The organism is Paenibacillus mesophilus, from assembly GCF_005938385.1.
GTDB lineage: Bacteria > Bacillota > Bacilli > Paenibacillales > NBRC-103111 > Paenibacillus_AB > Paenibacillus_AB mesophilus.
Map to the genome: position 1 here is coordinate 85435 of NZ_VCRA01000001.1, position 12951 is coordinate 98385.

The 12951-nt window shown below is 57.7% G+C and carries 11 protein-coding genes; 5 read left to right on the forward strand and 6 right to left on the reverse strand.

The genetic code is table 11. From position 1 onward, the window contains the following. Nucleotides 1-10: 10 nt before the first annotated feature. From FE783_RS00285 to xylA, 4 genes are read right to left on the reverse strand one after another with little or no spacing between them, the layout of a single operon-like run. On the reverse strand, nt 11-757 hold the full coding sequence (locus FE783_RS00285) for a ThuA domain-containing protein (RefSeq protein ID WP_138877314.1): 747 nt from the start codon (nt 755-757) through the stop codon (nt 11-13). 16 nt (nt 758-773) lie between these two features. Continuing rightward, complete coding sequence (locus FE783_RS00290) at nt 774-1934, reverse strand: Gfo/Idh/MocA family protein (RefSeq protein WP_138877315.1); 1161 nt, start codon at nt 1932-1934, stop codon at nt 774-776. 46 nt (nt 1935-1980) lie between these two features. Continuing rightward, nucleotides 1981-3480, reverse strand: a complete 1500-nt coding sequence (gene xylB / locus FE783_RS00295) for a xylulokinase (protein ID WP_138877316.1) — start codon at nt 3478-3480, stop codon at nt 1981-1983. Between the two features lie 28 nt (nt 3481-3508). Beyond that, the gene (gene xylA / locus FE783_RS00300) at nt 3509-4822 is read right to left on the reverse strand and encodes a xylose isomerase (protein ID WP_138877317.1); all 1314 of its coding nucleotides are present in this window, start codon (nt 4820-4822) and stop codon (nt 3509-3511) included. A gap of 239 nt (nt 4823-5061) precedes the next feature. Between xylA and FE783_RS00305 the strand changes: the two genes are divergently transcribed. Next, nucleotides 5062-6222: an ROK family transcriptional regulator gene (locus FE783_RS00305; RefSeq protein ID WP_138877318.1), complete on the forward strand. Its 1161-nt coding sequence runs from the start codon at nt 5062-5064 to the stop codon at nt 6220-6222. A 10-nt stretch (nt 6223-6232) separates the two neighbouring features. Here the strand turns inward: FE783_RS00305 and FE783_RS00310 are convergent, their stop codons facing one another. Beyond that, nucleotides 6233-7321, reverse strand: coding sequence for a bifunctional 3-deoxy-7-phosphoheptulonate synthase/chorismate mutase (locus FE783_RS00310; RefSeq protein ID WP_138877319.1), 1089 nt, complete (start codon nt 7319-7321; stop codon nt 6233-6235). Nucleotides 7322-7855: 534 nt separating this feature from the next. Between FE783_RS00310 and FE783_RS00315 the strand changes: the two genes are divergently transcribed. Both FE783_RS00315 and FE783_RS00320 read left to right on the forward strand, forming a co-directional pair. After that, nucleotides 7856-8440, forward strand: a complete 585-nt coding sequence (locus FE783_RS00315; RefSeq protein WP_138877320.1) for an RNA polymerase sigma factor — start codon at nt 7856-7858, stop codon at nt 8438-8440. After that, nucleotides 8427-9620 carry a hypothetical protein gene (locus FE783_RS00320; protein WP_138877321.1) on the forward strand — a complete coding sequence of 398 codons (1194 nt, stop codon included), beginning with the start codon at nt 8427-8429 and terminating at the stop codon, nt 9618-9620. The genes FE783_RS00315 and FE783_RS00320 overlap by 14 nt, the downstream gene beginning before the upstream one ends. Nucleotides 9621-9694: 74 nt before the next feature. On the opposite strand, the gene FE783_RS00325 is transcribed toward FE783_RS00320, so the two are convergent. Continuing rightward, nucleotides 9695-11644, reverse strand: a complete 1950-nt coding sequence (locus tag FE783_RS00325) for an endonuclease MutS2 (protein WP_138877322.1) — start codon at nt 11642-11644, stop codon at nt 9695-9697. 534 nt (nt 11645-12178) lie between these two features. On the opposite strand from FE783_RS00325, the gene FE783_RS00330 reads away from it, so the two are divergent. Both FE783_RS00330 and FE783_RS00335 read left to right on the forward strand, forming a co-directional pair. Further along, on the forward strand, nt 12179-12592 hold the full coding sequence (locus FE783_RS00330) for a MerR family transcriptional regulator (protein WP_138877323.1): 414 nt from the start codon (nt 12179-12181) through the stop codon (nt 12590-12592). Continuing rightward, a complete protein-coding gene (locus tag FE783_RS00335; protein WP_158301538.1) occupies nt 12567-12890 on the forward strand; it encodes a thioredoxin family protein in 324 nt (107 codons plus the stop codon). The genes FE783_RS00330 and FE783_RS00335 overlap by 26 nt, the downstream gene beginning before the upstream one ends. The last annotated feature ends 61 nt before the right edge of the window (nt 12891-12951 follow it).

A 12951-nucleotide genomic window follows, 5' to 3' on the forward strand; every position in this document is an offset into this window, starting at 1 on the left:
CCCTCCACCTTTAAAGTTGGCTGTCCGCCATGCCGGTGTACGTTTGCTTGTCAGCGTTCTTGGACGATGCGGCCGCGTCGACGCGGGCCGAACGTTTGCCGTCCGCAGCCCAACGGAAACCCTGGCGCATCATCTGCTTCACTTGCGGCATCTCTACGATGTCGGCCTTATGGCCGAGCGAGCAGTAATACACTCGGCCTACGCCCCAGCGCTTCGTCCAGACGACCGGCATATCGACCGGCTTGTTGAGCGAATGCGGGCCGGGTGCAACGGGAAAACGGGTCGTGGCGAGCACCTCGACGGCCGGATCCACGTGCAGGTAATATTGTTCGGATTTCACCTTGAAATCGCCGATGCCTTCCAGTATCGGGCCGGCGGCGGGCTTGATGTTGACCGTATACTCGACGCCGTCGTTGCCCGGATGGGCTACCCATTGTCCGCCGGTCATGAACTGCCAATCGACGTTCGTGCGGAACGAGTCGCACATGCCGCCGTGACAGCCGGCGATCCCGACGCCGCTTTGAACGGCGGTCGATACGTTGCGGGCCCAAGCCTGCTCGATTTGTCCCATCGTCCATACCGGCACGATCAGGTCGAGCGCCGCCAGCTTATCCGCATCGGCGAACGATTCCAGCGTATCGGACACTTCGACCTCGAAGCCGTCGCTCTCAAGCACGTTCCGGAAAATGGCCGCGACCTGCTCCGGCTCATGACCTAGCCAGCCGCCCCATACGATTAACGCACGTTTGCTGTCCATAGGTACGGAACCTCCCTCACATCTCGCCGATTTGCACCCAGCGTTTCTCGTCGATCGAGCGCTCCACCGCTTCCAATACCGCCTGACAAAGCACACCGTCGTGGAAATTCGGCACCGGTTGTCGGTTTTCCTGCAACGCTTTCAACATTTCTACCACTTCGTGGATAAAGGTATGCTCATAGCCGATCGTATGCCCCGGCGGCCACCAAGCCTCCGAGTACGCGTGAGCGGGGTCGGTCGCCAACACGCGGCGAAAGCCTTGAACGTCGGCCGGATCGCCGGCAAAGTACACTTGCAGCTCGTTCATCCGTTCGAAATCGAACTTCACACTGCCGAGACTGCCGTTAATTTCGAACGAGTTCGTGCAGCGGTGGCCTGCTGCTAAGCGGGTCGCCTCGAAGCTGCCGAGCGCCCCGTTCGCGAAGCGGGACAGGAACAGCGTCGCATCATCGACGGTGACGGGGCCTGTAGCGCCCGACCCGCCCCCTGTGGCGCTTAATCCGGTCATCGAGCCGGGGAGAGGCCGCTCTTTGATGAACGTTTCGCTCATCCCGATTACTTCCTCCATCTCGCCGACGAGAAACCGGGCCATATCGATCAGATGCGCCCCGAGGTCGCCGTGAGCGCCGGAGCCGGCTACCGTCTTATCGAGCCGCCAGACGAGCGGGAAGCCGGGGTCGAGTATCCAATCCTGCAGAAACACGGCGCGGAAATGATAGATGCGTCCGAGCCGCCCTTCCCCGATCAGCTTCTTCGCAAGCTGTACCGCCGGGGCGAACCTATAGTTGAATCCGATCATATGCTTGACGCCGGCCGACTCCGCCGCCGCCAGCATTTCCCGCGCATCGGTCAGTGTCAAGGCGAGCGGCTTCTCGCACAATATATGCTTGCCCGCCTTCGCCGCCGCGAGGGCGATCTCCTTATGAGCGTCGCTCGGAGCGTTAATATCGACAAGATCGATATCGTCGCGGCGGACGAGCTCCCGCCAATCGGTCGACGCTTCTTCCCAGCCGAACTGCCGGGCCGCCTGTCTTACGCCATCATCGTTCCTTCCGCATATGACCTTCATGACGGGCGTCGGCGTGTCCGGAAAAAACATCGGTATATCCCGGTATGCATGGCTGTGCGCTTTGCCCATAAATTTGTAGCCGATCATGCCGACTCGGACTTGATTCATCTTTAGTTCATCCTCCCTAGGTGTAACAGGATTCGATGACGACGGATCATGATGTGCGGAAAGCCGACAACGCCTCGTTGATGCCGCGCGTATCCGCATAAACGCGCTGATAAATCCGGAACAAGCCGGCATACCGTTCCGCCTGCTCCTTGTTCGGCCGGAACGTCTTGGTGCGCTTAATGAAGATGGAAGCGCATTGTTCGAGCGAATCGAACCATCCGCTGCCGCATGCGGCCAGCATCGCCGCGCCGAGCGCCGGCCCCTGCTCGCTGTCGAGCCGGTGAATGTCGGCTTCGAATATATCGGCCTGCATTTGCAGCCAATGCTCGTTCTTGGCACCGCCGCCGATCGAGACGAGCGAACGGATCGTATGTCCCGCACCGCGCAATATGTCGAGCGACTCTTTAAGCGAGAACGTAATCCCTTCCACTACGGCCCGCGTAAAATGCGGCAGACGGTGAGAGGCATCCATGCCGACGAAGCTCGCTCGAATGAGCGCATCCGCGTGCGGGGTCCGCTCTCCGACGAGGTAAGGCGTGAACAGAAGCCCGCCCGCGCCGGGTGCCGTTTCGTCCAAGCCTTTCAATAAAGCGTCGAACGAAACATCGGGCGCAAACGTTTCCTTGAACCAAGTCAAGCTGTACCCGGCCGCCAGCGTAACGCCCATGGCGTAATACGCATCTTCCTTGCCATGGTTGAAAAAATGCAGCTTTCCTTTATAGTCGGCGTCTCCGCCGCCCACATACGACAGCACCACACCGGACGTTCCGATGCTGCACAGCGTCTCGCCCTCGGACAAAATGCCGGAGCCGATTGCGCCGCAAGCGTTGTCCGCCCCGCCGGCAAATATGCCAAGCGTCTCCGGTAGCCCCGTCTCACGGGCGATATCCGGCAGCAGCGTGCCGACCTTCACTCCCGATCCGACCAGAGGGGCGCATAACGACGGCGAGATTCCGAACGTATCGGCGATTTCCGCACTCCACCGTTTACCCGACACGTCCAGCAGCAGCGTCCCCGCCGCATCCGAATATTCGGATGCGATATGACCCGTCAGCCGGTAACGCAAATAATCTTTGGGCAGCAGAAACACGGAGGCCTTGGCGAACAGCTCCGGTTCGTGCCACTTCACCCACAGCAGCTTCGGCAGCGTGAAGCCTTCCAGCGCACGGTTCCTGGCGATCGCGAGCAAGCGCTCTCCCAGCTTCGCCTCGATCTCCCGGCACTGCTCGGTCGTACGCGTATCGTTCCATAATATCGCGTTTCGAAGCACTTGATGTTCCTCATCCAGCAGTACGAGCCCGTGCATTTGTCCGGAGAAGCTCAAGCCTTCTACATCGGAGCCGTTTACACCCGAATCCCGTATGAGCCGGCGCAGAGACACAATTGTCGCTTTTACCCACAGCTCGGGATCCTGTTCATTGTAGCCGGGCTTCTCCTGAATGAGCGGGTAAGCCTCGGACGCTTCGCCGCAGACGCGGCCTTCCCGGTCGATGAGCAGCGCTTTCACGGCGCTTGTGCCCAAATCGACTCCGATCACATAGTTCATGGGCGGCAGCTCCTTCGTTCTCTTTTGTTCATTCCGACAGCAAATATTGATTGAAGATGGCTTTCAATTGCTCCTGACGGCCCGACGCGTTGCGGATCGGATTGTTCTGCATCGCGTACTGCTCCAGACTGGCAAGAGTCGCCTTCCCCGACACGATGTCCAAACCGATTCCTTCCTTGAAGCTGGCGTAGCGGCGGGCAATCGTATCCTCGAAGACGCGGTCCTCTATGAGCCTGGCCGCCACCTTCAGTCCTTTCGCATAGGCATCCATACCTGCGATATGGGCGTGGAACAGATCCTCCGCCTCGAACGAGCCGCGGCGCACCTTCGCGTCGAAGTTAATGCCGCCGCGACCGATTCCGCCGTTCTGCAGCACTTCGTACATCGTCAGCGTCGTCGCATACAGATCGGTCGGGAACTCGTCGGTATCCCAGCCGAGCAGCGTATCCCCTTGATTCGCGTCAAGCGAGCCGAGCAAGCCGTGCATTCGGGTGACGCGGAGCTCATGCTCGAACGTATGCCCCGCGAGCGTAGCGTGGTTCGCCTCCAAATTCAGCTTGAACCGATCCTTCAACCCGTAATGCTGGAGAAAGGCAATCGTTGTCGCCGCGTCGAAATCGTACTGGTGCTTCGTCGGCTCCTTCGGCTTCGGCTCGATCAGAAACTGGGCGTCGAAGCCGATCTCGTCCGCGTATTCGATCGCCATACGGTACAGCCGCGCCAAATTGTCCAGCTCCAGCCGCATGTCCGTGTTGATCAGCGTCTCGTAGCCTTCGCGGCCGCCCCAGAACACGTAATTTTCCGCGCCCAGCTCTTTGCCGACTTCGAGACCTTTCTTCACCTGCGCCGCAGCATAAGCGTACACATCCGCATTGTTGGTCGTACCGGCTCCGTGAACGAACCTCGGATGCGTAAACATATTGGCGGTGTTCCACAGCAGTTTTACGCCCGTCGCCTTCATATGCTCTTTGATGATGTCCACGATCGTGTCGAGATTGCGGTTCGTTTCCCGCAGCGTATCCCCTTCCGGCGCGATATCGCGGTCATGGAAGCAGAAGTACGGCACCTTCAGCTTGACGAGCAGCTCGAAAGCGGCTTCGACCCGCGCTTTGGCCAGATCCATCCCGGATAAACGGTCCCAGCTGCGCACAGCGGTGCCCGCCCCGAAAGGATCGGCGCCGCCAGCCGTCAACGTGTGCCAGTAGGCCACCGCGAAACGCAAATGCTCCCGCATCGTTTTGCCGGCGACGACTGCATCCGGGTTGTAATGCTTAAAGGCAAATGCATTCGTCGAAGCCGCACCTTCATAATCGATATTCGGTACGCTGGAAAAATAGGACATGCGGAATCCCTCCGTGATGAAATGGTTGTTAAGATGGTTCCATCATAACAAAAGCCGATAACTTTGTATATCGGTTAAACTAAGTTGATTGAATTTTTTTAGTTCCTTTTGCATCGCTTCTTAACTTGAACTTTCCAACGAAGTAAAATAAACTGTATCTATTAGGAACTATTATGTACCCAGCATCGCGGGAAGCCACAGCCCCTTAGTGCAACGGTTATACAAATGGAGGATCCCACTTGCAGACGACCGGAGACCAATATCTCGTCAAAAAAATAAACAAATCGATCGTGCTGGACACGGTCATCAAGCATAGTCCGCTATCGCGGGCCCAGCTGTCCGATATGACGGGACTTCATAAAGGGACCGTCTCCACGCTCGTTAACGAACTGATCGACGAGAAGCTCGTTTACGAAATCGGCCTCGGCCGTTCGAGCGGCGGACGCAAGCCGGTCATGCTCGTCTTTCATAAGACGGCCGGATACGCGATCGGCATCGATCTTGGCGTCCGCTATATTCTTGCGGTGCTGACCGATCTCGACGGACAAATCGTCGGGGAGATTCAGCTTGATATGGAAAGCCGCGAACCCGACAGCGTCCTGAAGCTTCTTGCCGAAGCCGTCGACTCCCTCAAGGCGCAAGCGCCCCCGACTCCTTACGGGATTATCGGTGCGGGCATCGGCGTAGCCGGTATCGTGGACGATAAAGGCGTCGTCCTGCTCGCGCCGAATCTCGGATGGGAGCACGTCGAGCTGCAGCGTCTGCTTCAGGAGAAGCTCGGCATTCCGGTAACGATCGACAACGAAGCGAACGCCGGGGCATTGGGCGAGCTGCAGTACGGGGCGGGGCGGGAAGCGTCCGACATCGTCTACTTGAGCGTCGGCACCGGAATCGGGGCGGGCATCGTCATCGGCAAGCAGCTCATGAAGGGCACGAGCGGCTATTCCGGAGAAATCGGACATACGACGATCGAGACGAACGGCAAAAAATGCCGCTGCGGCAACAGAGGCTGCTGGGAGCAGTACGCCTCGGAGAGCGCCGTAATGGAAAAAGCGAAGCCGCTCGGCATCGCGAAGTTCGACAAACTGATCGAGCTGGCGCAGCAGGATGCCCCCGAAGCCGTCAAGCTGTTCCATGACGTCGGCGAAAGCTTGGGAGTCGGGATCGCCAACATTCTCAACACGTTCAACCCCGAGTTGATTTTGATCGGCAACCAGATGACCCGGGCGGAGAAATGGATCCGCAACCCGATCGAGCGGGTCGCGGCCGCGCGTTCGCTACCGTACCACCGGAAGCAGGCGCAGTTCCGTTTCGCCTCGCTGGACACGCATTCGGCCGTGCTGGGTGCGGCGAGCTACGCGATCTCCGCCTTTTTCTCCAAAGACCGCGTTACCTGGTGACGCGGCCCACTCACAACACCGGGACGCCCTGCCGGTACAACCCCGACGCTTTCACCTGCCGGACGAACTGCTCGAACTCGCCGATATCCAGCTGCTGATCCGCATCGGACAGCGCCATCGGCGGATTCGGGTGAACCTCCACCATAATGCCGTCGGCCCCCGCCGCGAGGGCCGCTTTGGCGCATGGCACCATAATTTCTTTGCGACCGGTCGAATGGCTGACGTCGACCAGCACCGGCAAATGGGTTTGCTGCTTCAATAACGGCACCGCCGAGATGTCGAGCGTGTTGCGGGTCCATTTCTCGTACGTGCGTATTCCCCGTTCGATCAGCATGACCTGTCTGTTGCCGCCGGATACGATGTATTCGGCCGCATGCACGAACTCGTCCATCGTCGCCGACAGTCCGCGCTTCAGCAGCACCGGCTTGCGCAGTTCGCCCACCGCCTTCAGCAGCTCGAAATTGTGCATGTTGCGCGCGCCGATCTGGATAATATCGACATAGTCCGCAGCCCGCTCGAGATGCCTCGGATCGACGATTTCGCTGATCGTCAGCAAGCCGTATTCATCCGCCGCTTCCTTCAACAGCATAAGCCCTTCAAAGCCGAGCCCCTGGAAATCGTACGGCGACGTACGCGGCTTGAACGCTCCTCCACGGATGACGGGCACGCCGACCCGCTTCAGCGCGGCCGCGACTTCTCTTACCTGCTCCGCGCTTTCCACCGAGCACGGCCCCGCTACGAGCACCGAGTCGCCTCCCCCGATCGCCGTTCCTTTGATCCGGATCACCGTATCCTCCGCCTTGCTCTTGCGGCTGACGAGTAGCGGCTTGCGCTTGGGCTGCTGCAATTGCAGCGTCGCCTTGAAAATTTCCTTGAACAGATGCTTGATCGCGGCATCGTCGAAAGGTCCGTCGTTTTGGGCCGCGAGCCTCTCCAGCATCTCGCCCTCCCGCGCCGGGTCGTGCAGCGGCAAACCCGCTTCCCGCTTGATCTCGCCGATTTGCTGCCCTATAGCCGCCCGCTCGGACAGCAGCTCCAGCAGCTTCCCGTTCAATTCATCCAATTGCCCTCTCAGTTCATGCAGCCGATTCCTATTCATCCGTAATCGCTCCCCTTGAGATGATGATGAAAAACAAAAAAAGCCCCTCGTCCTCAAGGGACGGGGAACCGCGGTACCACCCTTATTAGAAAAACGGCAGCTGCCGGCTAGCCGCTCGTCGTTCTCGCTTGAAGCACATTAACGGCGTGCGGCCGGGGCGTCTCTACACGGACGTGCGGACTTTCATTTCGGGTCCGCCGTCTTTCAAGGCCCGACTCGGGAGCGAACTTCAGCGGAATGTACCATCGGGCGCTCTCAGTCCATCGGCGCTCCGTCCCTGTCACGGCCTTCTCCCGCATACTTTTCTCCGTCATCGTCTTACAGATATTAGTGAGATTATAGAAGATTCGCGCGATTCATGCAATAGGCTGCGGGGAAGCTTTAACGCGGCAAAACGATTTCTCCATCATTACCTATAAATCGAGCCGAACCAACAATTTCCGGTGCGCCCCGGCCGCTCCCCTGTTATAATAAGAAAAGTGTTTAAAATTGGAAGAGGTCGGATTTGAACCGGCGAAGGGGAGGCACCGTCTAATGAAAGAGGTGAAACAAGTGGAAACCGGCGCCAGCGAAAAATTCGACTATTTGAGATACATAGCCGAGACGACCGATCAGAAAGCGATTCTTCGCGAACTGATGGCCGCCTACGGTGACGACGTATGGAATTATGCGTTCAGCATTTGCCGAAAAACCGATTTGGCCGATGACATTACGCAGGACGTTTTTCTGAAAGTATACCGCAGACTTACATCGTTCCGCGGAGAATCGTCCGTCAAGACGTGGCTGCTCACGATAACCCGCAACACGGCGCTCGACTACAAACGATCGGCGTTCTGGCGGAGAGTCACATTGATGGATATGATCTCGCCGCACGGCTCACACCGTTCCGCGGAGAACGAAGCATTGGAAAATTTGACGGTGAGCGGCATTTGGACGCAGGTGCTGCAGCTTCCGCCTAAATATAGAGAAGTCCTCATCTTATTTGCCCATCATCAGTTGTCGATGAAAGAGATTGCGGACGTGCTGGGCATCAGCGTCGGTACGGTCAAATCGAGGCTGCACCATGCGAGGCTCAACATCTTGAAGGCGAAGGAGCGCGGGAACGATGAAACGGATTGACGCCGATTTCGAAGCCGAACTGGAACGCGAACTGTCATCCGCCCCATTGCGGCGCAAAGGGTTTACGAATGAATTGCGCAAGCGGATCGAAGAACGCGTCGACGAGAACACGAAATGTTCCCGGTCGTGGTTTCCTTTGGCCGGCTCCCTCTTGTCCGTTTTCGTAGTGGTAGCCGCCTTTGCTGCCTTTGTCCTGTTCGAGGACGATTCCGCCAAGACGGCTCTGCCGGAAGAAAACGTCGTCACGCTGCAGCAAGTGATCGAGCCGCTCACGATCGGCGATGCCGCCTTGCAGTCGCAATCCTTCACCTCCGGGCTGCTGATCGGCCTGCGAACCGACGACAAAGAACCGTCCTACCGGACTTTGTACATTGCTCCGAGGAAGGAGCGCCCGGCTATCGTCGCTCAAGGAAGCGGCATTCTCGTGCCGTACAAAAGAGATTTTTGGAAAATCGAGCCGGTTCATTATGAAACGGTAACGGACCGGTACCAGTTTATCGTCGCACATCCCGCGACCGAACGGGTCGCCGAAGGAAGGAAAGTCGGGCCGGGCTTGTTCAAAGATAATCCGAATGAGAAATTGATTCACGCGGAGAAAATATTGTTCGCGGCCAATGAATACGTTTCGATCGGAGATACGAGCGAAGTTATCGCCGGAAACGCTTCCAGCTCGAGCAGCCGCGCATGGACGACGACGATCCCGAACTTGGCGGCGAAGCGCAATCCCGTGACGCTGAACGAAGTGCTGCAGACGAAGCTTACGGCCCGCGAGTATACGACGGATGAGTGGTTCGTCTCCCGCAGCCAAGGACGCTGGGTAGCGATGGCGGCCGAATCGGCCCCCTCGAGAACGAGCAAGGGCGAGCTCGCGTACGATTACAAGCAGGTAGGCGTACAGCTTCCCAAATCGGTCATCAATCATGACGAGCCTTGCTGCACATGGACCGACATCGGCACCCGGTTCCCGGACGCGAACGACACGTTTTCCTCGCCCGGCAAAGATATGACCGTCGTCGCCACGGACAGCCTGCTGCTCGTATTTGGCAGCCCGAGTCAATTGTCCGGGGAGCCGGCGCTGTCGATCAAGCTGAAGTCGAAGGAAACCGTCATTATGGCTCAGTGGGCGACGGATCATTATGTGGAGGAATGGGCCCAGAAGACGGCCGAGCTGCTGCGTTAATCGGGAGCGCCTGAAGGCCGGGAATGCTGCATCATGGGATGCGGCGTTCCCGGCCTCTTATTGTGTGCCTCTTTTCAATCCTCCGGCTTCTTCGTGATCATGACGCCTTCCACATGCTTGCGGCTCATCAGCTTTTTCTTTTTCCGGTTTTCTTTCGTTTCGAATACGATGTCGAAATCGTAATTGTCCGGGTACAGCTCTTTTTTCTCGATATGCAGGACGAGCCGCTTTTTGTTGATTTTGCATTTCTGCTTCCGGATCATCACCCCGACGTTGCCGCGCCAGTCCTCAGTCTCGTATACAATACCGGTTGTGCCCAAATACGGGATGCGGACGCTGTCGCCGACTTCGAACTGTCTCGCGGGCGCCTCCGACCCGACTCCGTTCTCTTCCGTCACCGCCTGCCCCGTCGCCTCCCGCTCACTCACCTGCTCCTCCGGCTCCTCATCTTCATCCGGCAAAGATACAGGCACCTCTCGTGCCTCGGCTCTATCGATTCCGCGGCTGGAAGACAACTCCTGCGACCTTGCAATAATTTCCGGCGGGATGCCCAGCTTACTCGCGATGTGAAAAGCGTAGCTTTGCCCAGCTTCCCCGATACGGAGCCGATAGAGCGGATGAAGCGTCTCGGCATCGAACTCCATGCGCGCGTTCTGGAATCCCGCTGTTTCCGCGGCGAAATGCTTGATCTCGTTAAAGTGGGTCGTCGCCACCACTGTGGCCCCCCGCCGGTGCAGCGCCTCCAATATGGCGATCGATAGTCCGACGCCTTCTCCCGGATCGGTGCCGGAAGCCATCTCGTCCAGCAGCACGAGCGTGGACCGGTCGGCTGTCTTCAAGATGTCGACCATGTTGCGGATATGGGCGGAGAACGTGCTGAGCGACTGCTCGATGCTCTGTCCGTCACCGATATCCGCGGCCACGTTCGCGAAGACGGCGAGCTCGCTGCCCTCCCCGGCCGGTACGAGCATCCCGGATTGGGCCATCAGCGTAAGCAGTCCGACCGTTTTCAAAGCGATCGTCTTGCCCCCGGTATTCGGACCGGTAATGATTAACGAAGTATACGACTTGCCGATCGTAAAATCGAGCGGCACGGTCCCCGGGCCAAGCAGCGGATGTCTGCCGCCGCGCAGCCGGATGAAGCCTCGGTCGTTCAAACCGACGTTCCGTCCGCCGATGGCTAGCGCGTATTTCGCTTTGGCGAACAGGAAGTCATAGACCCCGATCGTCTCGACGTTAATCCGCAGCTCATGATCGGATTCCTCCACGAGTCCGGTCAAGTAGGCGAGCACCTTCGTCTCCTCCCTGACCTCCTCGGCCCGCAGCTCGGCAAGCTCGTGCTGCAAATGCGCGATTTCCTGCGGCTCGATGTACACGGTCTGGCCGCTGGACGATTCATCCAGCACGCTTCCGCCGACGAGCTTCCTGTGCTCCTTCTTGATCGGCAGCACATATCGTCCGGAGCGCATGCTGTACAAATTTTCCTGCATGATCGAGCGGTGCCTGCTCATGAGTGCATCCATCCGCGTCTTGATTTTCTCGGCGATCGCGGCGATTTTTCTGCGCGCCTTGGTCAACTCCCGGCTCGCTCCGTCATCCACCTGTCCGTTCCGGATGCATCGGTCGATTTCCCGCTTCAAGGTCGTCAGCTCATGCAGCGAATCGGCATAAGCGGCTATTCGAGGGGCGAGCGCCGTCTTCGAAGCCATGTATGCGGCAAGCTGCCCGCAGCCTTGCAGAAAAAGGCGGATGTTGGCAAAATCCCGCTCGTCGAACACATACCCGGTCCCCGATAGCTGAAGAACCGTCTCGATCCCGCCGAGCGAAGGGATCGGTACACTCGCTCCGTTATTCAGAATGACAAGCGCCTCCGCGGTCTCGTCGAGCGCATTCTTCGCCGTCTTCAGCACCGTCATCGGCAGCATATTGTCGACATGCCGCTTCCCCAAGTACGACACCGCGTACTCTTCCACCTTTTGTTTCACTTTCCCGTACTCCAGCAGTTGCATATTGCGTTCATTCATCTTTCGATCGCTCCTTCTATTAGGGGGTGACAAACAAAAAAAGGAAGGCAAAGAATGAGCAAAAGTCTCATTCCTTGCCTTCCTTATTCCTTTTTCCACGTATGCCGAAAAACAAAAAACGTGCTGAAGACAGCACGGATTTCGGCGCATGGAAACAAGGTTTCCGGGCTTTGGTATGATATCCGCTGTTCTTAACTCAAATTCGGAGACCGGCGGCAGGCATAACGAAATAAACATCCCTTTCGGGCCATTTACCGCCTAACCTTGACTAGCCTCGCTATGGAATTTGTTAGTTAAGAACATTCACCGACATCAAAATCTCTCCCGGTACAAAGATACCCTGATTATATATCCGCTTCCGCCTCCCGTCAAGAAACTGAAATCTCCTGCCGACTACACAGCCGAGACGTCATCCGCTACAATAAAAGTTATTGCATCATTTAAAAAAAGTATTGACCTTGACATCAATGTGAAGGTTTATAGTGGAATTGCAGCGGTATGCAGAATACGAATCGATAGATGGAGGCGTCGCGGATGAAAATCGGAGAGCTGTCCCGCCGAACCGGAGCGAGCTTGCGCTCACTGCGGTACTACGAGCAGCAGAGGCTGCTGTCCCCAATGCGCACCGGCAACGGGTATCGGGAGTACAGCCCTTATGCGGTCGAGCAGGTGGAGACGATCCGGTTTTATTTGAACCTCGGATTCTCGACCGAACAAATCGCCGGTTTTTTACATTGCGTGCTGCAAAATAAAGAATCGTTCTGCCGGGAAGTCCTGCCCGTCTATGAGACGAAAATCGCCGATCTGGACGATCAAATCCGGCTGCTTTGCCGGATCAAATCGAATTTGGAAGAGCGTGTCCGGGCGATTATGGAGGAACAGGGACAACCGGCGCCGGAACGATCGAAGGGAGAACTGTCTTATGGCAGCGATAACGATGACGGATGACAATTGGCCGCAAATCGTAAGCGAACGGGAAGCCGTTCTCGTCAGCTTCGGCAGCCCGTACTGCGGACCGTGCAGAGCGGCCGAACCGGCAATGGCGCAATTGGAGCAAGAGCTCGGGGACCGCGTGGCCGTGGCGAAAATGAATGTGGACGACAATCCCGCTTTGGCGGGGCGGCTCGGCATTATGGGCCTTCCGACGTTCGTTCTGTTCCGCGGAGGCGAGCCTGTCAACAAAACGGTCGGTTACCGCTCGAAGGAGGCGCTGATCGGCGCCGTCAGAGGCTGGCTGGACCGATAATCCGATAAGGCGCTTCGACGCGTTCAACGAAATAAGCAGCCTGCCTTGATTTAGGCGGACT

Coding starts and splice junctions, on each gene's coding strand:
- FE783_RS00290 (WP_138877315.1), bottom strand. CDS start 1,934: ATGAATCAAGTCCGAGTCGGCATGATCGGCTACAAATTTATGGGCAAA.
- FE783_RS00330 (WP_138877323.1), top strand. CDS start 12,179: ATGAAAATCGGAGAGCTGTCCCGCCGAACCGGAGCGAGCTTGCGCTCA.
- FE783_RS00315 (WP_138877320.1), top strand. CDS start 7,856: ATGAAAGAGGTGAAACAAGTGGAAACCGGCGCCAGCGAAAAATTCGAC.
- FE783_RS00310 (WP_138877319.1), bottom strand. CDS start 7,321: ATGAATAGGAATCGGCTGCATGAACTGAGAGGGCAATTGGATGAATTG.
- FE783_RS00285 (WP_138877314.1), bottom strand. CDS start 757: ATGGACAGCAAACGTGCGTTAATCGTATGGGGCGGCTGGCTAGGTCAT.
- FE783_RS00320 (WP_138877321.1), top strand. CDS start 8,427: ATGAAACGGATTGACGCCGATTTCGAAGCCGAACTGGAACGCGAACTG.
- FE783_RS00335 (WP_158301538.1), top strand. CDS start 12,567: ATGGCAGCGATAACGATGACGGATGACAATTGGCCGCAAATCGTAAGC.
- xylA (WP_138877317.1), bottom strand. CDS start 4,822: ATGTCCTATTTTTCCAGCGTACCGAATATCGATTATGAAGGTGCGGCT.
- FE783_RS00325 (WP_138877322.1), bottom strand. CDS start 11,644: ATGAATGAACGCAATATGCAACTGCTGGAGTACGGGAAAGTGAAACAA.
- xylB (WP_138877316.1), bottom strand. CDS start 3,480: ATGAACTATGTGATCGGAGTCGATTTGGGCACAAGCGCCGTGAAAGCG.